The 24,703-nt window shown below is 51.4% G+C and carries 21 protein-coding genes; 12 read left to right on the forward strand and 9 right to left on the reverse strand.

What is annotated here, in order from left to right; all coding sequences use genetic code 11:
- Positions 1-28: 28 nt before the first annotated feature.
- Positions 29-508, reverse strand: coding sequence for a type 3 dihydrofolate reductase (gene folA / locus M975_RS15595; RefSeq protein WP_064560845.1), 480 nt, complete (start codon positions 506-508; stop codon positions 29-31).
- Between the two features lie 282 nt (positions 509-790).
- Between folA and M975_RS15600 the strand changes: the two genes are divergently transcribed.
- A complete protein-coding gene (locus M975_RS15600) occupies positions 791-1,405 on the forward strand; it encodes a LysE family transporter (RefSeq protein WP_064560846.1) in 615 nt (204 codons plus the stop codon).
- A gap of 53 nt (positions 1,406-1,458) precedes the next feature.
- On the opposite strand, the gene kefC is transcribed toward M975_RS15600, so the two are convergent.
- The 7 genes from kefC to M975_RS15635 all read right to left on the reverse strand — a co-directional run bounded on the left by kefC (position 1,459) and on the right by M975_RS15635 (position 11,264).
- The gene (gene kefC / locus M975_RS15605; RefSeq protein WP_064560847.1) at positions 1,459-3,315 is read right to left on the reverse strand and encodes a glutathione-regulated potassium-efflux system protein KefC; all 1,857 of its coding nucleotides are present in this window, start codon (positions 3,313-3,315) and stop codon (positions 1,459-1,461) included.
- Positions 3,308-3,838 carry a glutathione-regulated potassium-efflux system oxidoreductase KefF gene (gene kefF, locus M975_RS15610; RefSeq protein ID WP_064560848.1) on the reverse strand — a complete coding sequence of 177 codons (531 nt, stop codon included), beginning with the start codon at positions 3,836-3,838 and terminating at the stop codon, positions 3,308-3,310. Before kefF ends, kefC begins: the two co-directional genes overlap by 8 nt.
- A gap of 129 nt (positions 3,839-3,967) precedes the next feature.
- Positions 3,968-4,201 carry a YgdI/YgdR family lipoprotein gene (locus tag M975_RS15615; protein ID WP_064560849.1) on the reverse strand — a complete coding sequence of 78 codons (234 nt, stop codon included), beginning with the start codon at positions 4,199-4,201 and terminating at the stop codon, positions 3,968-3,970.
- A gap of 152 nt (positions 4,202-4,353) precedes the next feature.
- Positions 4,354-7,578 (reverse strand): carbamoyl-phosphate synthase large subunit, encoded by a 3,225-nt coding sequence (carB, locus tag M975_RS15620; RefSeq protein WP_064560850.1) that lies wholly within the window; start codon positions 7,576-7,578, stop codon positions 4,354-4,356.
- Positions 7,579-7,596: 18 nt separating this feature from the next.
- Complete coding sequence (gene carA, locus M975_RS15625; RefSeq protein ID WP_064560851.1) at positions 7,597-8,757, reverse strand: glutamine-hydrolyzing carbamoyl-phosphate synthase small subunit; 1,161 nt, start codon at positions 8,755-8,757, stop codon at positions 7,597-7,599.
- Positions 8,758-9,224: 467 nt separating this feature from the next.
- Positions 9,225-10,046: a 4-hydroxy-tetrahydrodipicolinate reductase gene (gene dapB, locus M975_RS15630; protein WP_064560852.1), complete on the reverse strand. Its 822-nt coding sequence runs from the start codon at positions 10,044-10,046 to the stop codon at positions 9,225-9,227.
- Positions 10,047-10,196: 150 nt separating this feature from the next.
- Positions 10,197-11,264 carry a LacI family DNA-binding transcriptional regulator gene (locus M975_RS15635; RefSeq protein WP_064560853.1) on the reverse strand — a complete coding sequence of 356 codons (1,068 nt, stop codon included), beginning with the start codon at positions 11,262-11,264 and terminating at the stop codon, positions 10,197-10,199.
- Between the two features lie 212 nt (positions 11,265-11,476).
- Between M975_RS15635 and M975_RS15640 the strand changes: the two genes are divergently transcribed.
- From M975_RS15640 to M975_RS15660, 5 genes are read left to right on the forward strand one after another with little or no spacing between them, the layout of a single operon-like run.
- On the forward strand, positions 11,477-12,652 hold the full coding sequence (locus M975_RS15640; protein WP_064560854.1) for a Gfo/Idh/MocA family protein: 1,176 nt from the start codon (positions 11,477-11,479) through the stop codon (positions 12,650-12,652).
- Positions 12,653-12,654: 2 nt separating this feature from the next.
- On the forward strand, positions 12,655-13,722 hold the full coding sequence (locus M975_RS15645) for a Gfo/Idh/MocA family protein (protein ID WP_064560855.1): 1,068 nt from the start codon (positions 12,655-12,657) through the stop codon (positions 13,720-13,722).
- Positions 13,722-14,741 carry a Gfo/Idh/MocA family protein gene (locus tag M975_RS15650; RefSeq protein ID WP_064560856.1) on the forward strand — a complete coding sequence of 340 codons (1,020 nt, stop codon included), beginning with the start codon at positions 13,722-13,724 and terminating at the stop codon, positions 14,739-14,741. The genes M975_RS15645 and M975_RS15650 overlap by 1 nt, the downstream gene beginning before the upstream one ends.
- Positions 14,742-14,789: 48 nt before the next feature.
- A complete protein-coding gene (locus M975_RS15655) occupies positions 14,790-16,331 on the forward strand; it encodes an MFS transporter (protein ID WP_064560857.1) in 1,542 nt (513 codons plus the stop codon).
- Between the two features lie 10 nt (positions 16,332-16,341).
- Positions 16,342-17,418 carry a cellulase family glycosylhydrolase gene (locus tag M975_RS15660; protein WP_064560858.1) on the forward strand — a complete coding sequence of 359 codons (1,077 nt, stop codon included), beginning with the start codon at positions 16,342-16,344 and terminating at the stop codon, positions 17,416-17,418.
- Positions 17,419-17,554: 136 nt separating this feature from the next.
- Here the strand turns inward: M975_RS15660 and rihC are convergent, their stop codons facing one another.
- On the reverse strand, positions 17,555-18,472 hold the full coding sequence (gene rihC, locus M975_RS15665) for a ribonucleoside hydrolase RihC (protein WP_064560859.1): 918 nt from the start codon (positions 18,470-18,472) through the stop codon (positions 17,555-17,557).
- A gap of 100 nt (positions 18,473-18,572) precedes the next feature.
- On the opposite strand from rihC, the gene M975_RS15670 reads away from it, so the two are divergent.
- The 6 genes from M975_RS15670 (at position 18,573) to M975_RS15695 (ending at position 24,694) form a co-directional block, all read left to right on the forward strand.
- Complete coding sequence (locus tag M975_RS15670) at positions 18,573-19,304, forward strand: FadR/GntR family transcriptional regulator (RefSeq protein ID WP_064560860.1); 732 nt, start codon at positions 18,573-18,575, stop codon at positions 19,302-19,304.
- Between the two features lie 98 nt (positions 19,305-19,402).
- Positions 19,403-20,305 (forward strand): 2-dehydro-3-deoxygalactonokinase, encoded by a 903-nt coding sequence (locus tag M975_RS15675; protein WP_064560861.1) that lies wholly within the window; start codon positions 19,403-19,405, stop codon positions 20,303-20,305.
- Positions 20,302-20,949: a 2-dehydro-3-deoxy-6-phosphogalactonate aldolase gene (locus tag M975_RS15680; RefSeq protein ID WP_064560862.1), complete on the forward strand. Its 648-nt coding sequence runs from the start codon at positions 20,302-20,304 to the stop codon at positions 20,947-20,949. Before M975_RS15675 ends, M975_RS15680 begins: the two co-directional genes overlap by 4 nt.
- Positions 20,950-20,952: 3 nt before the next feature.
- The gene (locus M975_RS15685; RefSeq protein WP_064560863.1) at positions 20,953-21,822 is read left to right on the forward strand and encodes an SMP-30/gluconolactonase/LRE family protein; all 870 of its coding nucleotides are present in this window, start codon (positions 20,953-20,955) and stop codon (positions 21,820-21,822) included.
- A 20-nt stretch (positions 21,823-21,842) separates the two neighbouring features.
- Entirely contained in the window at positions 21,843-23,258 is a 1,416-nt protein-coding gene (locus M975_RS15690; RefSeq protein ID WP_064560864.1) for a sugar porter family MFS transporter, read from the forward strand.
- Positions 23,259-23,287: 29 nt separating this feature from the next.
- Positions 23,288-24,694 (forward strand): MFS transporter, encoded by a 1,407-nt coding sequence (locus tag M975_RS15695; RefSeq protein ID WP_064560865.1) that lies wholly within the window; start codon positions 23,288-23,290, stop codon positions 24,692-24,694.
- Positions 24,695-24,703 lie beyond the last annotated feature (9 nt).

The raw sequence follows: 24,703 nt of genomic DNA on the forward strand, positions 1-24,703 counted from the left end.
CTAACCGTTTTTTTCATTCTTCAACGCCTTAACGACGTTCCAGAACTTCAAAACAGTAGCCGTGCGAGTTGAGCTCGTCGGCGTCGTGGAATTCGCTGAAGGTAGACTGCCATTCATCCGGATCGTAATCCGGGAAGTGCGTGTCCCCTTCCACTTCCGCATCAATATGCGTCAGATACAGGCGCTGTGCTTTCGGCAGGAACTGTTCGTAAACACGCCCCCCGCCAATCACCATAATCTCTTCCGCATCGCCACAGGCTTTAATGGCATCTTCTACAGATGAAACCCACTCAACGCGGTCATCGGTGCCAGGCTTGCTGCTAATAACGATATTCTTGCGACCCGGAAGAGGACGACCAATCGATTCCCAGGTCAAACGCCCCATGACGACAGGTTTATTGAGCGTAGTACGTTTAAACCATGCCAGATCGGCAGGGATATCCCAGGGCATGGCGTTTTCCATGCCAATTACACGATCTACCGCTAATGCAGCAATCAGACTGATCATTCTATTAACCCAAGGGTGGTGAAAAAATTGCCGCCACTATACGGAAAGCGCATTCTTTCGTCGACTGTCCGCAAGCCTGTCCGTAAGAATTTTTTTATTCTGCGACTGTAAACCTGTAACGCATTGCTTCCTGATACTGCTGGAACAATGAGTTAGCTTAAAATTGCCAGAAGGAACGTAAAAAATTCTTAACTGTGGAAGACCATCCACTATAAGTTTACGTGATAGCTGCGTTATAGTTGTCGCAGTTCACACTTTTCCTCTATTTTGCCGGATAAAACCATGCTGGAAACCACGCTTTTTGTCGCCACCATTGCCACTCTGGGGATGCTTTCCCCTGGGCCTGATTTCTTTCTGGTCATTAAGAATGCCGCCCGCTATTCACGCACTGCGGCAATGATGACTTCGCTGGGGGTTATCAGCGGCGTGGCAACACACATGACTTATTGTGTGGCGGGTTTAGCCGTGCTCATCACCACCACTCCCTGGTTATTCGACCTGTTGAAATATGCCGGCGCCGCATACCTGATTTGGGTTGGCTTGCAGGCGTTATTCGCACGCGGCAGCAGTAAGATGGATGTCAGCAACGTTGAGCGCCAGCAAACGACGCTCAAGAAAGCGTTTTTACAGGGCTATTTGTGCAACCTGTTAAATCCAAAAGCGACGCTGTTCTTCCTTTCGGTTTTCACTCAGGTATTGAGCGTGAACTCAGGCACCATGGAAAAACTGTGGTACGCCGGTGTCATTCTGATGCTGTCCGTGGTCTGGTGGCCGCTGTTGGTCGTGTTAATCCAAAGCGAACCCGTTCGCCGCGGCCTTGCTAAAGCACAGAAGATTGTCGATAAGCTGCTCGGTGGAATGCTGATTGCGCTGGGGATTAAAGTCGCGTTGAGTTGACTTTTACTCGAACCAATAGATTTAAAAAGCTCCCAAATTCGGGAGCTTTTTAGTTATTCCGGTTTCACTGGCGGCTCATCTGCCAGCTTCCCTGAATGAAGCCCTTCTTCCGTCCCCTGCCAACCATGACGTTGAATCACGTTGAGGTGCGCACGGTCTTCGTTAATCACCTCAGTTAGCATGGCACTGGTGCGTTTAAGCACATCGGCACGCGCCGACCAGTCGGCTGCTGGCACCATTTCTTCGACCATCTGCATATTGAAACGTCGGAAGTGATCAGCTCGTTCACGCGCCTCATAGCTGCCAACACCCAGCCCTTCAAGAGCCCGACGCCCCACTTTCAACGCCCCTTCAAATGTTTCACGCTCGGGTTGATCAACACCCAACTGGCGCAGGCGAATGAAGTGGTCAAGATCGCGTGCTCGCGCAATCACTTTCAGATGCGGGAAATGCTCCTGTACCAGCTCCGCCAGCTGCATACTGGCATCAGGATCATCAATGGCATTGATCAGCACTTCAGCTTTTGCCGCCCCGGCTGATTCCAGTAAATCCACGCGCGTTGCATCGCCATAAAAAACTTTGGTGCCAAACTTACGCAGCGTTTCTATGTGGTCCGGGTCGTGGTCGAGAACCACCATTTTCACACCGCTGGTGAGCAACAAACGCCCGGCGATTTGCCCAAAGCGCCCGAAGCCTGCAATGATGACCCGTGGTTGTTCTTCGTCGATTTCATCCGCTTCCCGAGCCTGCTCTTTACCTGATTTTTCCAGATGGTTTAGCAACACCAGCAACAAAGGTGTTGCCGCCATCGATAGCGCAACGGCAAGCGTAAGCGATTTCGCCCAGCTGTCGTCCAGCACCTGTGCCATTTTGGCGGTACCAAAAATCACGAAAGCGAATTCACTGCCCTGCCCCAACAAAACAGCAAACCAGCGCCGTTGCTTACGGGGTACGTTAAGCGGTTTTGCTACTATCCACAGCGTAATGATTTTTATCGCCAGGAAACCGAACAGCAGTGCGATGATACGCAACGGGTTTTCCTGTAGCGTCCCAAAGTCTATCGACATCCCCACGCCGATGAAAAACAGCCCCAGCAGCAAACCTTTGAACGGTTCGATATCACTTTCCAGCGCATGGCGATATTCGGAACTGGCCAGTAACACGCCTGCCAGAAAGGCGCCCATCGCCATTGAAAGCCCGGCCTCTTCCAGCAACAGACCAAAACCAAACACCATAAATAATGCCATGGCGCTGAAGACTTCACGCAGACCCGAACGTGCGACAAAACGCAGCACCGGGCGTGTGACGTAACGGCCTAACAACACGACAATCGCCAGAGCCCCCACCACTTTGAGTGCCGAAATCGAAAATGCCGCGAAGGTTGTGGTCGCGCCACTGCTCGCCAATAACGGAATCATCGCCACCAGAGGAATTGCTGCGATATCCTGGAATAGCAGCACGGCGAATGCACTGCGCCCCATTTGCGAAACCGTCAGGTTACGCTCGTTCATGGCTTGCATAGCGATGGCGGTAGAAGAAAGCGCCAGCGTCAGGCCGATTAAAACCGCCACCTGCCAACGCAGTCCTAAGAACATGCAGAACAAACCGAGCAGCAACCCACACGCCACCATTTGTAGCGCGCCACCGCCAAACACCGAGGCGCGTAGCGTCCACAGGCGTCGGGGGTCAAGCTCCAGACCAATGACGAACAGCATCAGCACCACGCCAATTTCGGCGAAGTGCAAAATAGTTTCTGCATCCGTCACCAGGCGAAGCCCCCAGGGGCCAATAATGCAGCCGGCAATCAGATAGCCCAGCACTGAACCGAGCCCCAGTCGCACCGCTATCGGCACAATTATCGCCGCAGCGCCAAGGTAAATCAGCACCTGCAACATGCTGTGGCTATCCATTGTTTGTCTCCTGCCAGTCGAGCAAGCGTTGTTTATACATTTCAGCTTCAACCTCGAGGGTATTTTCATCGCAGACAAACGTGAAATGGATGGTGAAGTGCGGTAGCCAGTTCATGCCGCAGTAAAGTGCTGTCGCTTGTAACGGCTGCCCGAGCACATCAAAACCGGGGTGGTCGCCCAGATCAAAGTGATGATCGCCGCCGCCGGTGGTCACTGCCCACATCACTTGCTTACCACGCAGCGCGGTTCCACCGTGACCATAAGCCCAACCGTGAGAAAGCACTTTATCTATCCACAATTTCATAAGAGGGGGCGTGCTATACCACTGCATCGGATGCTGCCAGATAACCAAATCTGCGCGGCTTAATGCTTCCTGCTCGGCGGCAATATCAATGTTGAAATCGGGGTATAACCCATAGAGGGAACGCACTTCTACATCGGGCAAAAGCGAGGCTTGCTCGAGCATTTTTCGGTTTGCGTGAGAGTGTTGCGGGTAAGGATGTGCATAAATAATCAAAATCATGTCGTTCTCTTGAACCGTGAGCTCTGCGTGTAAGCATAAGCCATTGTAAAAGAAAACGACACGTCACAATCCGGGCTAATCCACTGCGCACTCAGGCTGGCGGTGCGTTTTGGTTTGCAGCGCTCGCGATTAGTTTTTTAGTTCATTCATTGATTTCACCTGATCGCGGTTAATCTGCTCGGTCTTGCCTGTCTCTGCATTTTTATACGATACCATCCCGGTATCATCATCAACCTGTGGTTTGCCATCGGTCACGATAGTATTACCGTCAGTGGTTTTGACGGTCTGGTCAGATGAACACCCACTAACAAAGAGCAGCGCCAGAGCAGTCACAGATGTAGCAATCAGTTGTTTATTTCGCATGGTGTTTTCCCCGCTTAACAGTCAGTTTCATTCAATTGAAATTCAACTTTAGACTAACTAACTGAAGAGATAAGAAAAACCAGAACACTCTGAAGAATAAAGCGAGGGGAGAATGTCTGGCTGCGAAACCGCAGCCAGACATTTTGCGGCAATTACTTAGTAATTTGCGCGTGCATTTCCTGCACTGAAATGACTTTTTCTGTCGCGTCAGCGTTCAACGCCATCGCGGTGGCAAAGCCGCCGTTCAGCGTGGTGTCGTAATGCACTTTGTATTGCAGCGCGCTACGGCGAATGAGTTTGGAATCCTCAATCGCCTGGCGGCCCGCAGTGGTGTTGATGATGTAGGTGTATTCGCCATTCTTGATACGATCCTGAATGTGCGGACGACCTTCATGCACCTTGTTCACCAGACGTGGGTTAATGCCTGCTTCGCCCAACACAACCGCAGTGCCGTGAGTTGCATCCAGTTCAAAGCCCTGTTTCAGCAATTTAGCCGCCAGGTCTACCACACGTTTTTTGTCGCCTTCGCGAACAGAAAGCAATGCGCGGCCCGGTTTACGCATAGTGGACTGGCTACCCAGCATCGCTTTAGAGAACGCTTCAGCGAAGGTGCGGCCCACACCCATGACTTCACCGGTTGAGCGCATTTCTGGCCCTAACAGTGGGTCAACGCCCGGGAATTTGTTGAACGGCAGCACCACTTCTTTCACGGAGTAGTAAGGCGGGATGATTTCTTTGGTCATGCCCTGTTGTGCCAGCGTTTGACCAACCATCACACGCGCCGCCACTTTCGCCAGTGCCATGCCGGTCGCTTTCGAGACAAACGGTACGGTACGCGCAGCACGCGGGTTCACTTCAATCAGGTAGACTTCGTTATCTTTCACCGCAAACTGCACGTTCATCAAACCGCGAACTTGCAGCTCGAAAGCCAGTTTCTGCACCTGTTGGCGCATCACGTCCTGGATTTCCTGGCTCAGTGTGTAAGCTGGCAGTGAACATGCGGAGTCACCGGAGTGAACGCCAGCCTGTTCGATGTGTTCCATGATGCCACCAATCAGCACGGCTTCACCGTCGCAGATGGCATCAACATCAACTTCTACCGCATCGTCGAGGAAGCGGTCGAGCAGCACTGGCGCATCGTTCGATACACTGACAGCAGTCTGGAAGTAACGGCGTAAATCCACTTCGTCATACACGATTTCCATCGCACGGCCACCCAGAACGTAGGATGGACGAACAACCAGCGGGTAACCAATGTGTGCCGCTTTTTCTACGGCCATTTCGATGGCGGTCACGGTGGCGTTGGCAGGTTGCTTCAGCTTGAGGCGGTCAACTGCGTGCTGGAAACGCTCACGGTCTTCTGCACGGTCGATGGCATCCGGGCTGGTGCCGATAATCGGAACGCCTGCGGCTTCCAGTTCACGCGCCAGTTTCAGCGGAGTCTGGCCGCCGTACTGCACGATTACGCCTTTTGGTTTCTCAACACGGACAATTTCCAGCACGTCTTCGAGGGTTACTGGTTCGAAGTACAGGCGGTCAGATGTGTCGTAGTCGGTAGAAACCGTTTCCGGGTTACAGTTAACCATGATGGTTTCGTAACCATCTTCACGCAGCGCAAGGGATGCGTGAACGCAGCAGTAGTCAAACTCGATACCCTGGCCGATACGGTTCGGGCCGCCACCCAACACCATGATTTTGTCACGGTCGTTGTTCGGATTAGCTTCACACTCGTCTTCATAAGTGGAGTACATGTAGGCGGTATCTGTTGAGAACTCAGCCGCACAGGTATCAACACGCTTATAAACCGGGTGTAATTGGTATTGCTCACGCAGTTTGCGGATTTCAGATTCGCGAACGCCAGCCAGTTTAGCCAGGCGCGCATCGGCAAAGCCTTTACGCTTGAGGAAGCGCAGGAAGTCGTGAGTCAGGCCAGTAATGCCAATCTCTTCGACTTTCTCTTCCAGGCGAACCAGCTCTTCAATCTGCACCAGGAACCAACGGTCGATGTTGGTCAGGTTGAACACGCCATCAACAGACATGCCCGCGCGGAATGCATCAGCAACGTACCAGATACGCTCAGCGCCGGCATCTTTCAGCTCGCGGCGGATTTTGGTCAGCGCTTCCGGGTCATCCAGATTCACTTTCGGGTCAAAACCGGTCGCGCCCACTTCCAGGCCACGCAATGCTTTTTGCAGTGATTCCTGTTGCGTGCGGCCAATCGCCATCACTTCGCCCACAGATTTCATCTGGGTAGTCAGACGGTCATTGGCACCGACGAATTTTTCGAAGTTGAAGCGAGGAATTTTCGTCACAACGTAGTCGATGGACGGTTCGAACGATGCCGGGGTTTTGCCACCGGTGATATCGTTCATCAGCTCATCGAGGGTGTAACCCACCGCCAGTTTTGCTGCCACTTTCGCAATCGGGAAACCGGTCGCTTTAGAAGCCAGAGCTGAAGAGCGCGACACGCGCGGGTTCATCTCGATAACAATCAGACGGCCAGTTTTCGGGTTAACCGAGAACTGCACGTTAGAACCGCCCGTTTCCACGCCGATTTCACGCAGCACCGCCATCGAGGCGTTACGCATGATTTGGTATTCTTTGTCGGTCAGCGTTTGCGCTGGCGCCACGGTGATGGAGTCACCGGTGTGAATACCCATTGGGTCAAGGTTTTCGATAGAGCACACGATGATGCAGTTGTCGTTTTTATCACGCACAACTTCCATTTCGTACTCTTTCCAGCCAATCAGGGATTCGTCAATCAGCAGCTCTTTGGTTGGCGAAAGATCCAGACCACGCTCGCAGATTTCTTCGAATTCTTCACGGTTGTAAGCGATACCGCCGCCGCTGCCACCCATGGTGAATGAAGGGCGGATGATGCACGGATAACCCACATCAGCGGCAACAGCCAACGCTTCTTCCATGTTGTGAGCAATGCCAGAACGCGCAGTATCAAGGCCGATTTTTTTCATCGCCACGTCGAAACGGCGGCGATCTTCAGCTTTATCAATTGCATCAGCGGTAGCACCAATCATGGTGACGCCAAATTCTGCGAGAACACCTTCGCGCTCGAGTTCCAGCGCACAGTTCAGCGCAGTCTGGCCGCCCATGGTTGGCAGAACAGCGTCCGGGCGCTCTTTCTCAATGATTTTGCGCACCACTTCCCAGTGAATCGGCTCGATGTAAGTCGCATCGGCCATTTCCGGGTCGGTCATAATGGTTGCCGGGTTGGAGTTCACCAAAATGACACGGTAACCCTCTTCACGCAGCGCTTTACACGCCTGAGCACCGGAGTAGTCGAACTCACACGCTTGGCCGATAACAATTGGGCCTGCGCCGAGGATCAGGATGCTTTTTATATCTGTACGTTTTGGCATTTTCTTAGCTCCTGATACTTACTTGCTGGTAAAAGTGGCGGTATAACGGTATTGCTTAATCAATTCGATAAAGTGGTCAAACAGCGGCGCCGCATCGTGTGGGCCAGGGCTTGCTTCTGGGTGCCCCTGGAAGCTGAATGCTGCTTTATCTGTGCGATGAATGCCTTGCAGCGTGCCATCGAACAGTGACTTATGGGTCACACGGAGGTTCGCAGGAAGTGTTGATTCTTCTACTGCAAAACCATGGTTCTGAGCAGTAATCATTACGCAGTCGCGATCCAAATCTTTCACCGGGTGGTTGCCACCGTGGTGACCAAACTTCATCTTCACAGTTTTTGCACCGCTTGCCAGAGCCAGCAACTGGTGGCCCAGACAGATACCGAATACCGGCACGTCTGTTTCCAGGAAGGATTTTATTGCACTGATAGCGTAGTCGCATGGCGCCGGGTCACCAGGGCCGTTAGAAAGGAAGATGCCGTCTGGATTCATCTTCAGCACTTCTTCTGCTGGTGTTTGTGCCGGTACAACAGTCAGGCGGCAACCGCGGTCAACCAACATACGCAGAATGTTGCGCTTCACGCCGTAATCGTAAGCCACGACATGGAATGGTAAATCTTCTTCTTTAGCCGCTTCTGGCAACTCGCCTTCAAGCGTCCAGCTACCTTGCTGCCAGGCATAAGCTTCTTGCGTGGTCACTTCTTTCGCAAGGTCCATACCATTAAGGCCTGGGAAGGCTTTCGCTTTCTCAAGAGCCAGTGTGGCGTCCAGGTTATCACCGGCGATGATGCAGCCGTTCTGTGCACCTTTCTCGCGCAGAATTCGGGTCAGCTTACGGGTATCGATATCGGCAATCGCCACGATGTTATGGCGTTTGAGGTAAGAAGAAAGGTCTTCGGTATTGCGATAGTTGCTGGCAATCAGTGGTAGGTCACGGATGACGAGGCCTTGCGCATGTACCTGGGAGGATTCTTCGTCAGCAGCATTGGTGCCGACATTACCGATATGAGGATAAGTAAGAGTGACAATCTGGCGGGAGTAGGAAGGATCAGTGAGGATTTCTTGATAACCGGTCATTGAGGTATTGAAAACGACTTCCCCAACAGCCTGACCCGATGCCCCAATGGCCCGACCGTGGAATTGGGTTCCGTCTTCCAGAACCAACAGCGCTGACTTAATCAAAACGTCCTCCAGGGAATAAACAGTCAATTTATTTGCATATTAATTCAAAACCAATTCATGAATCAATGCAAAACAGCCTGTCATTTGGAATTTTGACAAACGGCGGCATTCTAGTGAGAGGCCGGGCAAAAGTCTACCATAAGCGCAACTTTTTATGTGTTTTTTAGCTCTCTGATGAGAAAAAGAGGAATTGAGCGGTGAAATCAACAGCTAACTCATAACGCGTAATCGGTTGCGGACCAGGATAACCCGTAACCTGACATGAAGGAGGGTAAAAAGTGGACCAAATGGTCAAAATTAACCGCTGAACCATGAATAATAGAAGGTAATCTTATGATTACTGGAGTTTGAAGAAAAAAATTACAATAACCCCTTAAAAAAACAAAAATAAAAAAGGGCAATAAAATATTGCCCTGTCAATCAAACAATTATGATTGTAATAACCACATCACGATGGGTAATAATGTTTACAAACTATTGAGATCCAGCACATCACGCATATCATAAAGGCCATTTTTCTTTGATTTCAGCCACAATGCCGATCTAACTGCGCCATTTGCAAAAGTCATGCGACTGGATGCTTTATGGCTGATTTCAATACGCTCGCCGATGTCCGCAAACATCGCCGTATGTTCACCAATAATGTCGCCCGCACGCACGGTGGCAAAGCCAATAGTGCCTGGAACGCGCTCGCCGGTGTACCCTTCACGGGAATAAACCGCACACTCTTTTAAATCTTTGTCCATGGCATGAGCAATGGCTTCACCCATTGCCAACGCAGTGCCTGATGGCGCATCGACTTTATGGCGATGATGCGCTTCGATGATTTCGATGTCGGTGTAATCACCCATCACTTTGGCGGCTTTCTCCAGAAGCTTAAGCATCACGTTTACGCCGACGCTAAAGTTGGCGGCAAAGACAATCGGAACCTCACCTGAAGCATCAGCAATCGCCTGCTTGCCCGCATCATCAAAACCGGTAGTACCAATCACCATGCCTTTACCGTGCTGGCGGCAAAACGCCAGGTGATTCAACGTACCTTCAGGACGGGTGAAATCAACAAACACGTCGAAATCATTCGCTACTGCTTCAAGGCTATCACTGACGATGACGCCCGTTTTCGCCACACCCGCTAATTCCCCGGCGTCACTTCCCAGCAAAGATGAACCCGTGCGCTCAAGCGCCGCACCCAGTTTTACGCCATCCAGCTGTAGTGCTGCCTGAATTAGTTGTCGCCCCATGCGACCACCCGCACCCGCGATTGCCACGCGGACTTGTGACTCATCCATATTCACTCTCTTTTCTTTATTCAAAATTCAATGAAACTGTTCTCAGATTAACCAGCCCAGGTGAGGCCCGCCACTCGAAAACACCGATAATAAGAAATTTATGACAAAACGGCGGAATTATCAGTAAAAGCCATTAATGCCTTAAAATAATTATGGAATTGTCTGCGAATGATACAATTCTCTGCGTCGCCAGTTCACATCAGCCACCGAACTCCCTAACTCAATGGAGCCCTGGAGCAATAAATTAAACCGCGAGCTAATGTTGCGCGTTAAGCGACTTTGTAGAATACACACGGCTTCACTACCCAGTTCGCGGCACGGCTGAAAAGCGGCGGTTAACCCTAATGATTTTATTTCATCCATTTCATGTGAGTAAGCGCAACTCATCACGGAGATATCTTCTGGAACCTGAAGCTGATGGGTTTTCAACTCACTGAGCACCGCGCGCGCAATGGCTCCCCCGCCACATAGAATGGCCGACGGCAGTTGTGCTAATGAACGCTGCTCAAGATATTTTTTAAAATTTGCCCGCGCTTCTGGCTCGCCGTAGCCTTTCGTCACCAGCAAATGTTCTGACTCATCAAAAACAAGGTGGTGATCCAGGCAGGCCCGTTTAAACCCTTCAAGACGCTGGATCATCGTTTCCCGGCGCAAATCGGTAAATAGAAGTACCTGACGGTGGCCTTTTTCTAACAAATATTTTGCCGCGCTGTAACCAATGGCAGAATGGTCTGGCGAGACACAATCAAGCCGCATCTTTTTATCTCTGGCATTAATGGTGACTACCGGTTTATTACTTTCTGCCGCCAGGCGATACAACGAATCATCATCAATACCAATGATTATTACGCCATCAACATCTTCCTCATTAATGTGTTTCATAAATAAAGTTGTGTCTGCTTCGTTAATATCTAGCGCGCATTTTTTAACATGAATATCGTAATGTGAAACCTCCGAAATAATACCTTGAATCACCTCGTAATAATAATGGTCGCCATTAGGTGTAAAAGCAGCAGCCGGAGCACAGACTAATAATGAATTCATCAGCAAACGGCTAGCGGGTATGTCACGCAAAATGCCCATATAGCGAGCGTGGTAAAAAACTTTTTCTTTTGCCTGTGGGCTGACATTATTTTTACCTGCCAACACCCTTGATACCGTGCTCGGCGAAAGCCCTGTCAGCACGGCTATCTCTTTGATTTTCAGCTTCCCCGTCATTTTGTGATCGCTGCCTCATTAGCACTTTGACATTATTTTCATGACTAACCCTTTCTCATCGCAAGCATTTTTGTTTAATCACAACCATGCCATTTACGCCGTGCAATTCCTGTCATAAATAGCGGTTGTGTGAAAAAAAAACCATAACTATGCTCTCAAAAAATGATTCTTGATAAAAATAAACCCTATTTTTTTGTATAAGTGAGAGCACAATGCAAAGAATCGCTATTATTGGAACTGGCAATATTTCCCACAATCATATTCAGGGGTATCTTGAATTTCCTGACCGCTGTCAGATTGTCGCGCTGGTCGATATCTACCCCGAAAAAGCCGAAGAAAAGAAAAAGCATTACGGGCTGATGGACGCAAAAATCTACAGTAACCATCAAGATATTCTTAATGACCCTTCAATTGATGTGTTTGATATCTGTACCCCGCCGTATGTCCATGCGGCTATTTCTATTGATGCGCTAAATGCAGGCAAACATGTGCTGTGCGAGAAACCCATGGCGGCTTCACTACAAGAATGTGATGCGATGATTGCTGCCGCCGAATCAAGTGGAAAAACGCTGTCGATAATCGCCCAGAACCGTTTTACCGATGCCTTCTGGCGTTTGAAAAAAGTGCTCGAAAGTGACCAAATTGGCAAAATTTGCCATGCACAAGTGGATTCATTCTGGTGGCGTGGACACTCTTATTACGACCTCTGGTGGCGTGGCACCTGGGAAAAAGAAGGGGGTGGCTGCACATTAAACCATGCAGTGCACCACATCGATGCCATTCAGTGGATGCTTGGTTTCCCATCAGAAGTGGTCGCCATCACGACCAACGTTTCCCATGACAACGCCGAAGTCGAAGATCTGAGTGCGACGATTTTCAAATATGACACTGGCGCACTCACGCAACTTACCGCATCGGTGGTGCATCACGGCGAAGATCAGAAGATCGTGATTCAGGGTGAGAAAGCACGTATTTCTGCGCCATGGGATAAATTCGCCAGCATTAGCGCGCCGAACGGTTTCCCGATTGAAACCCGTGATACAAAACTTGAAAACCAGCTTGAGGATAGCTTCCAGTCAGTTCCACACCTGAACTGGACGCTGCATATCGGGCAAATCGAAAACTTCCTTCATGCACTGGAAACCAAAACCGCACCGTTAGTCGATGGGCCCCAAGGCAAGCGCTCGCTGGAACTCATTACGGCAATCTATAAATCGGCCATCACCCGCAGCATTGTTTCGCTGCCAATTAGTACAAGCGACCCGTATTACCAGACTGGCGGCTTAGTGAAACTGGCACCGCACTTCTTTGAGAAATCAGCCTCGGTGGAAAACTTCGCTAATGAAGATGCTATACCGCTGGGCAAAAATATGGATCAGGGGGCATAACGATGAGCATCAAAGACGGTATGAATTACGCGCCAAAAGGCAAACCGCAGCCAGTTGTGCAGCCGGGTGATTTTGTTTTTGCCGCCGCCGCACTCGATCACGGCCATATCTACGGCATGTGCAACGGCCTGGTTGAAGCAGGTGCGACACTGAAATGGGTTTACGATCCTGAGCCGCAGAAAATTGAACAGTTCCTGAAACAGTATCCGCAGGCAAAAGTCGCCCCAACGCTTGAGGCTATTCTCAACGATCCCACGGTGAAGCTGGTTGCCGGAGCTGGAATTCCTGCCGAGCGCTGCGCCCTTGGGCTAAAAGTGATGGATGCCGGGAAAGATTACTTCACCGATAAAGCGCCGCTGACCACCCTTGAACAGCTGGCGGCGGCGAAAGCGAAAGTGGCACAAACCGGGCTCAAATACGCAGTCTATTACAGCGAGCGTTTGCATGTTGAAAGCGCGGTATTTGCCGGGCAACTGGTGCGCGACGGCGCAATTGGCCGGGTTATCCAGACGCTGGGAATGGGACCACACCGCGAAGGTACTGGCCGCCCCGACTGGTTTTACTTTAAAAAACGCTTCGGCGGCATTCTTTGTGACATTGGCAGCCATCAAATCGAACAGTTCCTGTTTTATACCGACAATAGCGAAGCCCATGTCGTTGCCGCGCAAACGCAGAACTTTGCCCATCCGCAGTATCCAGAATTTGAAGATTTCGGCGATGCGATGCTGAAAGGCGAAAACGGTGCCAGCGGTTATTTCCGCTGTGACTGGTTTACGCCGCAAGGGTTGAGTACCTGGGGTGATGGCCGCCTGACGCTGCTTGGCACCGAAGGTTATATTGAGATCCGCAAATACGTCGACATCACACGCCAGGAACAGGACGTGGTGTATCTGGTCAATAAAGAGGGTGAATTCCGCTATCCTGTGGCCGGAAAAGTCGGCTTCCCATTCTTTGGCGAGCTGATTCTCGATTGCCTGAATCGTACTGAAAATGCCATGACGCAGGCCCATGCCTTTAAAGCTGCGGAGCTGTGTGTGCGGGCGCAAATGCTGGCAAACGGGGTTGCGTAATGAAGGTGATGCAAGCCGCAGTCGTCGGGTGTGGTGCCATTCACACCCTGCACATCGAAGCCATTCAGTCGAATCCCGCCTGCCAGCTACGGGCGATTGTTGAAACCGATCCAACAAAAGGCATGGTGCTTGCCGAGCGCTATGGCTGCCGTTATTACGCCGATTACCGCGAAATGCTCTGCGATGCGCAGATTGATGTGGTACACGTTTGCACACCGCATTTCGCCCATAAAGAGATCATCCTTGCGGCCCTTGCCGCCGGAAAGCATGTGTTCACAGAAAAGCCAGTCGCGCTCAATCCAGGTGAAGTGAAGGAGATAAAAGCACGGCTAAGAACCGGTACCGTGCAACTAGGGGTTTGCTATCAAAACCGCCTGAATCCGAGCAGCCAGAAGATAAAAGAATTACTGGAAAGCAATGCCTACGGCAAAGTGCTGAGTATTAAAGCGGTGCTAACCTGGAGCCGTTCTTACGATTACTACGCCCAAAGCCCATGGCGCGGGAGTTTTGCAACAGAAGGCGGCAGCCTGCTCATCAATCAGGCGATTCATACGCTGGATTTAATGCAGTGGTTTGCTGGCGGAGTCGAGTCGGTAAAAGGCGTGGTGGAGAGCAGTTTTCTCAGCAATGCCACACAAGCCGAGGACACCTCGATGGCGAATATGCAATTAGCCAACGGGGCGCGAGGGATTTTTTACGCGACGAATTGCCACACCACCGACTCGCCGCTATTTCTTGAGATCCATTGCGAAGAAGGCCTGCTGCAACTTCATCACAATAATCTGTGGTTTATTGCTGGTGAGGAGAAAAATCTATTGGCCTGCGACGAAATACCACGTGAAGTCCAAAAGTGTTATTGGGGAAGCAGTCACCAGCAGGCAATCAATAATTTTTATCATTCATTACAAACACCCGACAATCATAATTACGTTGATATATACCAGGCGGAAACATCCCTGCGCATGGTCGAAGCAATTTACCAGTCATCTATAACCAGAAACTGGATAGACATTATCTAATTAACGCCTTTTCTTACTGCTACCCTAGATATAAAAGAAAGGAATAATATGAAACCTACAGCACGCAGAGTCGGCTATGGAACAGCCATAGGATATGGTGTTACTGATTTATTTGGTGGTGGGGCCTTTGCCATTATTGGCACCTGGCTGCTATTTTTCTACACCACCTATTGTGGATTATCGGTACTGGAAGCTGGTTCAATATTTGCCATAGCCCGCGTGATTGATGCGGTATTAAGCCCGATTATGGGTTATATCACCGATAATTTCGCCAATACCTGGCTGGGTAAAAAGTTTGGCCGCCGCCGCTTCTTTTTACTGCTAAGCGCCCCGCTGATGTTTTTATACGCCCTGCTTTGGGTCACCGATATGGGCTACTGGTATTACCTCGGCACCTATCTTTCCATTGAATTGCTGTCGGCGATGGTGCTGGTTCCGTGGGAAACACTGGCCGCAGAAATGACCAACCGCTACAGCGAACGCGCCCGTTTATCGGGTGTGCGGATGATCTGCTCACAATTGGGTGGCTTCCTGGCGGTTTCGGTTCCGGGCGTGATTATGCAGTTTACCGGCAAAGATAACTCTATGACCTACACCTACACCGGGTTAATTTTCTCTGCTATTTTTTGCCTCGCGGTATTTACCACCTGGATGTGTACCTGGGAAGCGAAAGATGTGCGTGAAGAGTTTGAGCCCGAACCTGAAGGGGCAAATAGCGGCAACCTGTGGCACCATCTAAAAAACCTGGTGTTAGATCTTTTCTCGTCATTTAAAATCAAGATGTTCCGCCAGCATATTATTATCTACATTGCTTCGTTTACGGCAATGGACGTCTTCGGTTCGGTATTTACTTATTATGTGGTTTACGGCTTGCATCAGGATGCAGCAACAGTATCAGGTTATTTAAGCGTGGCAGCATTTGTTTCTATTCCGGGAACATTTGTTTTCATGATGCTGCTGAGCAAATTAAATTTCACGCCATCCGGTGCGTTACGTTTATCTTATAGTTGTATCTTCGCTGTTTTAGCCTTCTTATTTTACGCCTATATCAACAACATCAATGTCTCAGTGATATTGTTCTCCGCTGTGTTTGTCATTTTAGGCCTTTCACGTGCAGGTCTTTATTTTATCCCGTGGAATATCTACAGCTTTATTCCCGATGTGGATGAAATCGTCACCAAAAAACGCCGCGAGGGCATATTTGCCGGCGTCATGGTGCTGACGCGTAAAAGCACCGTCGCGCTGGCCATTATGCTGATTGGTGTGGTGCTGCAAGAAAGTGGTTTTGTGAAAGGCCAGGGTGAGCAACCTATCGAAGCGTTGCATGCGATAGTCGGACTGATGGTCTTTGCCACCGCGGCACTCCTGGCAATCAGCTTCTATATGACCTTCAAATTCAAACTGACACGCGAATCCCATAAAACGCTTATCAAAGAGGTCGCACGCCTGAAACTCGGTGGCAAGCTCGAAGACTGCGATCTGGAAACCCGCAAAGTGATCAAAGATTTGACCGGTTATGAATACGACAAAGTTTGGGGCAATACGCCAGGGCGCAAAACTGCACCGGCTTTAACGCCAGAATCGCCATAGGAGCCACATCATGCGCACGCAATGGAGCAAACAGCAGGCCGCAGAGTGGCACAACAATCAGGGCTGGATTTGCGGTTTTAACTACCTGCCACGCAGCGCTGTTAACTGGACAGAACTGTGGCAGCGGGAAACTTTCGATGCCGAAACTATCGAACAGGAGTTGGGTTGGGCACAAGAAATTGGCTACAACCAGTTGCGTATCAACCTGCCATTTATTGTCTGGCGGCACGACCGCGACGGCCTGCTGGCGCGCATCGACCAGTTTCTGAATATCGCGCAGCGCCACAATATCAAAGTGATGCTCACACTGATGGACGACTGTGGTTTTTCCGGCGACGAACCTTTTTTGGGGCCGCAAAAAGCCCCTGAACCAGGCAAACATAACAGCCAGGCGGCGGCAAGCCCCGGGCGTGAGATTGTTTGTAACCGTGATATGTGGCCGGATCTTGAGCGCTATGTGCGCGACATTGTGCGCCATTTCAGGACCGACTCGCGTATCGCCATTTGGGATTTGTACAACGAACCCGGCAATCGCGGCACATTTGCGACCGGCCTCGAAGAAACGCAGTTTGATGAAAAACTGGAACGCTTTGCGCTGGAATTACTGCCGCTGATTTTTGCCTGGGCGCGGGGCGAAGATCCGCTACAGCCGCTCACCGTGGGTGCGTGGCATATCTCGCAAGATCTGGATCAACCGGCAAGCGAGCATTTCGCCCATCCTATCGATATTGCCGCCGCTCAACTTTCGGATGTGCTGAGCTTCCACGCCTATCTTGCCACACCGAAAATGCTCCAGGTTCTGCGTTTCTGGCAGAAGTTCGAGCGCCCGGTGTTATGCACCGAATGGCTGGCGCGCCATGTCGGCTGCGTGATGGAGGAACAACTGCCTCTGTTTGCCGCCCTGAATGTCGGCTGTTATCAGTGGGGCCTGGTGCGTGGCAAAACGCAAACCACCCTCCCCTGGCCGTCAGTGCGTAAAAGCGGCGTGGATTACGCGCATCTGTGGTTCCACGATGTGCTGGACGAATACGGCATTCCCTTCCGCCACAGTGAAATGGCGCTGGTGCGCCGATTAACGCGTAGATGATCTTGCCATGCGACTTTCGCGTCACTGTATGAAAGTGAAGTTATAATCATGCATCGGTTCTGAGCTTAAAACCAAACACCCAACCTAAAAGTTGGGTGTTTTTTGGCTTTTGCGCCCACCTCTCGCCTTTGGTTAATTAAGGCGCCAGAGCCAGCACTTCTGCCACCCACGCCTGAAAACCTTCGACATCCAGATCCAACGCCACTTGTGCGTTTGGCTCACGCTGATAACGCTCTTCAATATCCACAACCGTAGTGCCTGCGGTAAATTCACCACGAGTTTCTACGGCCACAAAACAGGGCTGAGTGCGGAATAATTCCGGTTTTACCAGCCAGGCTATCGCACAAAGGTCATGCATTCGTAAGCCAGTAGCCATGCTGCCGCTGCGGTAGTGACTAAATAGAGCGTGTAACATTTTGCCGGTTTGGTTGAGCTCAGAAAGGGTCGCCAGATATTTCGGGCTAAGCAGAGCCTGATTAGTCACGTCGAGGCCACACATGACAATCTCCAGCCCACTTTCGAATACGCGTGCTGCGGCTTCCGGATCGATCGCAATATTAAATTCAGCGTTTGGCGTGAAATTACCGCGCCCGGCCGAGCCACCCATGATAACCAGCCGTTTGATTTTCGCTTTGCAGTCAGGGTATTGCGTTAATAGCAGCGCGATATTGGTGAGCGGGCCGATTGCCACCAGCGTAATCGCTTCAGTGCTTTGGAGTAAGCATTCATAAATCGCCTGAAAAGCGGGTTTATCCAGCGGCTGGCGTTGGTGGTCGACAAACGCATAACCTTCCATTCCGGACTCGCCGTGCACGTAGGCCGCATCGCGCAATTTACGCACCAGTGGCGTGGCGGCCCCTTGAGCAACAGGAATATCCTTGCGCCAGAAGTGCATCAGTTGCAGGGCATTACGCGTGGTTTTCTCGACGCTGACATTCCCGGCAACCGTGGTCAGGAGCTTTAAATCCAGCTGTGGTGCGAAGAGTGCTGCGGCAATGGCGACCGCGTCGTCGATACCTGGGTCTGTGTCGAGAATGATTGGAGTTCTGCTCATACGTTGCTCTCTTATCTTTTAAGGACATACGGTGCGATTACGATGCGATTAGCTTACTATGTAGCTCATTTCCATGTTCAGACCCGACCGAGAAAGTGTAATGAAAGTCCCACAGACAAATATTTCAGAATCTGTCACCCAGCATCTTGCACGCCGTATCATGCATGGCGATCTCGCGCCGGGACTTTCTTTACCTGGTGAAAACGAACTGGCCGTGGAATATGAAGTTTCCCGTACTTCAGTGCGCAACGCCCTGCAGGTTCTGGCGGCAAAGGGGCTTATCTCCATTCAGGCCAAAAAACGCAGCACGGTAAATAATCGTGAACAGTGGAGCCTGCTGGATATTGACGTTCTGGGGTGGCTTGCCGAAGGTGAACTCGACCTGAAACTGGTTGAACAACTGATTGTGACACGCCTGATTTTCGAGCCAAATGTGGCAACACTCGCGGCATTAAACGCTAACGGACACGATCTGGCAGCGATGGAAGACGCACTCCAGTTGATGCGTAAAGGCCAGGTTGAAGCGCAAAAAGCCTTATTTGAAGAAGGCGATCTGGCATTTCACCATGCATTATTACGCGCCACGCATAACCCTTTTCTTTTAGCCCTCGGCAACGCGCTTTCTGCGGCCATGGCGCTGTCGTTTAAACAAACCCTCGAAAAAGATGTGCGTCAGACCAAAGCCGCCGTCGATGAGCACTACCAGTTATTCGATGCAATTCGCCTGAAGCAGGTCGATAACGCCCGCCTGAAAATGCGCGATATTTTGCTCAATGCGGCCAAAAAACGCATCTGGCAAGATCGTCCGGAAATGTTCGACCACATTATTTGATCCTCTCCTGATGTAATTTCGATCTCTCTCACAGATTGTGGGTGTTTTTTGCTCTAGCATTCTTGTATTACAAGATTACATGGTTTGTATTACTTGAAATGAAAAACAATTGGATCGCCATCGACTGGGGCACGACTAATTTCCGGGCATTTTTGATGCAGGGAAGTGTACAAGTCTCCCAAATCAATCAAGCCTGCGGGTTGTTGTCCATTGAACAAGGGCAATTTGCCAGCACGCTGCAAACCTTACTGCAACCGTGGCTTGAGCAGCATGGAGCATTGCCCGTCGTCATGGCGGGGATGGTTGGCTCACAGCAAGGCTGGCACGAAGTGCCTTACGCAGAACTGCCGTGCAGCGCCGGGGATCTGGCATCGCGCACGCTGGCGTTTCAAACCCCGTGGGGCAGCCCGGCGTGGATTATTCCCGGCGCTCATGGCATGAGCCAATTTGGCCAGCCGGATGTGATGCGCGGGGAAGAAGTGCAACTTTTGGGGCTGGCGGCACTTTATCCTGCAAGCCGCCATATCGCGCTGCTCCCCGGCACACACAGCAAACACGCGGCAATGCGCAATGGTGAGATTGTCTCGTTCTCCACCTTTATGACTGGTGAAGTTTTCTCACTCCTCACCCAGCACTCGATTCTTGGCCGGGCGTTGCCGGAACAACAAGATTCCCAGCAAGCCTTCTTGCTCGGCGTGAAAACAACAGGCGAGGGCGCGCCATTTACTCATTTGATCTTCTCCGCGCGCACCCGCCGCCTCGCAGGCGAAATAAGTGACGCCCATATACACAGCTATTTGTCGGGCTTAACCATCGGCTACGAATTACAGGCGATCCCTGGCGGGCAACACACCTGGGTGGTGGGCAGCCCATCATTAACCGCCCGCTACCAGCTTGCTGCAAGCCAGATGAATCTTGAACTCTCACCGGTCAATGGCGATGACTGCTTTGTTCATGGCCTGTGGCAACTCCTTCCTCTGCTTCAAGGAAATAAATCATGAGCCCGGAAAGTTTCATTGCCCAGTGGCAAAAAGAGCCATTACCGCTGGTCGCTATCCTGCGTGGTATCACCCCAGCTGAGGCAACGCAAGCCGCAGAGATCTTGCTCGAATGCGGTTTTCGCTACCTGGAAGTGCCGCTCAACAGCCCGTCACCGCTGGAATCTATCAGCCTGATGCGCGATGTGGTGGGTAAACGTGGCTATGTGGGTGCGGGAACAGTGCTCACGGTTGAGCAAGTCACCGCGGTGGCCGAATGCGGCGGGCAGTTGATCATCTCGCCAAACTGCTGCCCGGAGGTCATCCGCCACACGCGCCAGCTGGGCTTAGTCAGCCTGCCTGGCGTTATGACACCCAGCGAGGCATTTAGCGCAATGAACGCGGGCGCCAGCGCACTCAAACTTTTCCCCGCCGAACATATTTCACCGGCCATCACCAAAGCATTCCGCGCAGTGATTCCACCAGTGATGGCCTGCTTGCCAGTGGGTGGCATTCAAGCGGATGCCGCGCAAATGCGTAGCTATATTCAGGCAGGCGCCAACGGTTTTGGCCTCGGCGGCGGGTTGTATCAGGCAGGTATGAGCATGGCTGTATTACGTGAACGGGCACAGGCATATCAGCAAGCCTGGCGCGAGTGCGCAGAATAAACCATGGCCACCTTCATCAGCAGTAGCCTGCAAATCATTGGCGACTATCGCGCCGAACTCGGTGAAACCCCGATGTGGTGTGCTCGCAGCCAGTCATTGCTGTGGGTCGATATTTTACAGCAACGCCTGCTGCGCTACTGGCCTGATGAAGATGGGCGCATAGAAATTCATGCCATGCCGCCTTTCACCAGCGCGGTGCTGCTGACAGAACTCGCCGAGTGTTTTCTGGTGGTCAGCCAGCAAGGTATCGCGTTGTACGACTACGCCCACCAACACCTTGAATTTTTCTGTGCTTATCCGGCGAATGCACAAGGCACGCGCCCCAATGAAGCGGCAATTGCTCCAGATGGTTCACTGTGGTTTAGCAGCATGGATCCACAGGCTAAACGCGCGATTGGCAGTTGGTATCGGCTAAACGGTAAGTCAGATGACGTGCAGCATTTAACTGGAAACCTGCTGGTGCCGAACACCCTGCAATGGGTAGATGACGACATCTGGTTTGCCGACTCACTACACCACACTTTTTACCGTGCCACATTCCAGGCAGACAGCCTGAACATACAGCAGGAATATCCAGTCAGCGGGATCCCTGATGGCTCAACGCTGACGACTCAACGCCAATTAATTAATAGCAACTGGGGCGAGCATTGCCTTACACGCTACCAAATCAGTGGCGCTGAATTGCAGGAGGTTGATCGCTTTGATCTTCCCGTAAGCCAGCCGAGCTGCTGCACTTTCGGCGGATCAACACTTTCAGATCTTTATGTCACTTCCGCAAGCTGCGGGCTTCCCCATCCAAAAGCCGTTGATGGCGGCCTGATAAAAATAGAAACAACACTGACTGGCTCTCTGAGCCATCAATTTAAATTCTAAAAAATATAAAGGCCTTACCTATGAACCCTACAAAAACTAATCGGCAGACGATACTCGTTTGCTTTCTTGCCGCCCTCGCTGGATTGCTGTTTGGTCTGGATATGGGGGTGATTGCTGGTGCGCTGCCGTTTATCGCCAAAGAGTTTGGTTTAAGCAGCCACCATCAGGAAATGGTTGTCAGTATTATGATGTTCGGTGCAGCACTCGGCGCGTTGTGTAGCGGCCCGATGTCCTCTTCTTTAGGGCGCAAAAAGAGTCTTCTGTTAGGTGCCGTGCTCTTTGTTATTGGCTCTATTGGCTGTGCTGTTGCACACAATATGGAAGTCCTCAGCATTTCTCGCTTCATCCTTGGCCTGGCCGTGGGTGTCGCCTCTTTTACTGCCCCACTCTATCTTTCAGAAATTGCGCCAGAACGTATTCGTGGCAGCATGATTTCCCTCTATCAACTGATGATAACCATCGGCATTCTGGCGGCGTTCTTGTCTGATACCGCCCTAAGTGAAGGCGGCCACTGGCGTTGGATGCTCGGCGTTATCACCTTCCCGGCCATTATTTTGTTTGTCGGCGTGTTAACGCTTCCGGAAAGCCCGCGCTGGCTGGCAATGAAAGACAAGCACGAACTGGCGGGAAAAGTCCTCAAACTGCTGCGTAATTCCAATAAAGAAGCCCAGGACGAGCTTAATCAGATTCGTGAAAGCGTGAAGATGAAACAGCGCGGCTGGCAGCTCTTTCGGCACAACTCTCACTTCCGCCGCTCAACCTATCTTGGCGTGTTATTACAGTTCATGCAGCAGTTCACTGGCATGACAGTCATCATGTATTACGCACCTAAGATCTTCGAAATTGCTGGTTTCTCCACGACTCACGAACAAATGTGGGGAACCGTCATCGCCGGGCTGACTAACGTGCTTGCCACGTTTATCGCCATCGCACTGGTTGACCGTTGGGGCCGTAAACCCATCCTCAAACTGGGCTTTTCCGGCATGGCCATCTGCATGGGTATTCTCGGTTATATGTTCCATAGCGGGATCTCTAACCCAACGGAGCAGTACGCCGCCGTTATCGTCCTGCTTATTTTCATCGTCGGTTTTGCCATGAGCGCAGGCCCACTGATTTGGGTGCTGTGTTCCGAAATTCAGCCGCTGGCCGGACGTGATTTTGGTGTCACCTGTTCAACGATGGCGAACTGGATTGCCAATATGATTATTGGCGCGACCTTCCTGACACTCATCGACACCATCGGCAGCCCAAATACCTTCTGGCTTTACGGCGTGATGAATATCGTCTGCATTGTGCTGACGATCCTCTTTGTGCCTGAAACCAAAAACATTTCCCTCGAAAACATTGAAGGCAACCTGATGCGTGGCGCGCCGCTGCGCCTTATCGGTCAGCAAATTTTCAAGGGAATACGCCCGGATACCGCCGCGGCGAAATAACAATAAATCGAACCTCTGGAGCAGACAAAATGCAGAAAACTCTGGGCAACAACCCCACCGCTGCGGTGGAAGAATCAAAGGTCTACAGCAAGATAACGCGACGCCTGATCCCGTTTTTGATCTTGTGTTACTTCTTCGCCTATCTGGACCGCGTGAATGTTGGCTTCGCAAAACTACACATGCAGGATGCGCTAAATTTTAGCGATACCGTGTATGGGCTGGGTGCGGGCATCTTCTTTATCGGTTACTTCCTGTTTGAGATGCCGAGCAACCTGCTGATGCAACGTTTCGGGCCGCGTTTCTGGATTGCCCGCATTATGGCAACCTGGGCGGTACTTTCGGCTGGCATGATGTTTGTCACCACGCCGACGCAGTTTTACATAGTGCGTTTTTTACTCGGTGTGGCAGAGGCCGGTTTCTTCCCTGGCATCGTGTTCTATCTCACGCTGTGGTTCCCGTCGTGGCGCTCCGCTCGCACGCTCGGTCTGTTTATTCTGGTCACGCCGCTTTCGACCATTATCGGCAGCCCGCTTTCTGGCCTGATCCTCAAACTTTTCGAGGGCGTCGGCAGCTTGCACAACTGGCAGTGGCTATTCCTGGTTGAAGCGATCCCCTCTTTCCTGCTCGCTTTTGTGGTGCTGCGTTATCTCGATAACGATGTGAAGTCAGCGAAATGGTTAAGCGATGCCGAAAAACAGGTCGTCATTAACGATCTGGCAAAAGATGCCGCCAATCGTGCACGTGCCAACCAGGGCAAAGTGGATAGCAGCGTGAAAGGGATGTTGAAAAACGGCTACGTCTGGCTGCTGGCGGTGGTGTTCTTTAGCTTCAACATCGGTTACTACGGCATCAACTTCTGGCTGCCGTCGATCATCAAATCCTCAGGCGTCAGCGACGATTTCCATATCGGCCTGCTCGCGGCACTGCCGTATGTCTTCGGTGCCTGTTTTATGGTGTGGAACAGTCGCCACTCTGACCTGAAACAAGAACGCCGTTGGCATATTGCCATTCCCGCCATGATTGGCTGCGTGGGCCTGGCGCTCAGTGCTTATTGCAGCGGATCCACCTTCTGGATGATGGCGTGGATTTGCGTGGCGATGTCCGGCACCCTGGCATTGATTCCAACCTACATCAGCCTGCCTGGCGCCCTTCTTTCCGGCACAGCCGCAGCCGCAGGTATCGCCTTCGTCAACTCCATCGGCAACCTGGCAGGATTCTTTGGCCCGACAGTATTGGGCTGGCTGAAAGACACCACCGGGCGCACCGACACGGGCTTATATATCCTCGCGGCCTTCTTGCTGCTGTGTGCGCCACTCATTCTCGCCCTGCCAGCACGGCTGGCGAATCCGAAGAAAGTTATCGCTGTACCCGAACAGAGCGGTGAGCAGCTTGATGCTGCCCAACATATCAACGCGACTATTAATCGCAACGTTTAGAAGAGATAG

Source organism: Buttiauxella brennerae ATCC 51605 (assembly GCF_001654925.1).
Taxonomy (GTDB): domain Bacteria; phylum Pseudomonadota; class Gammaproteobacteria; order Enterobacterales; family Enterobacteriaceae; genus Buttiauxella; species Buttiauxella brennerae.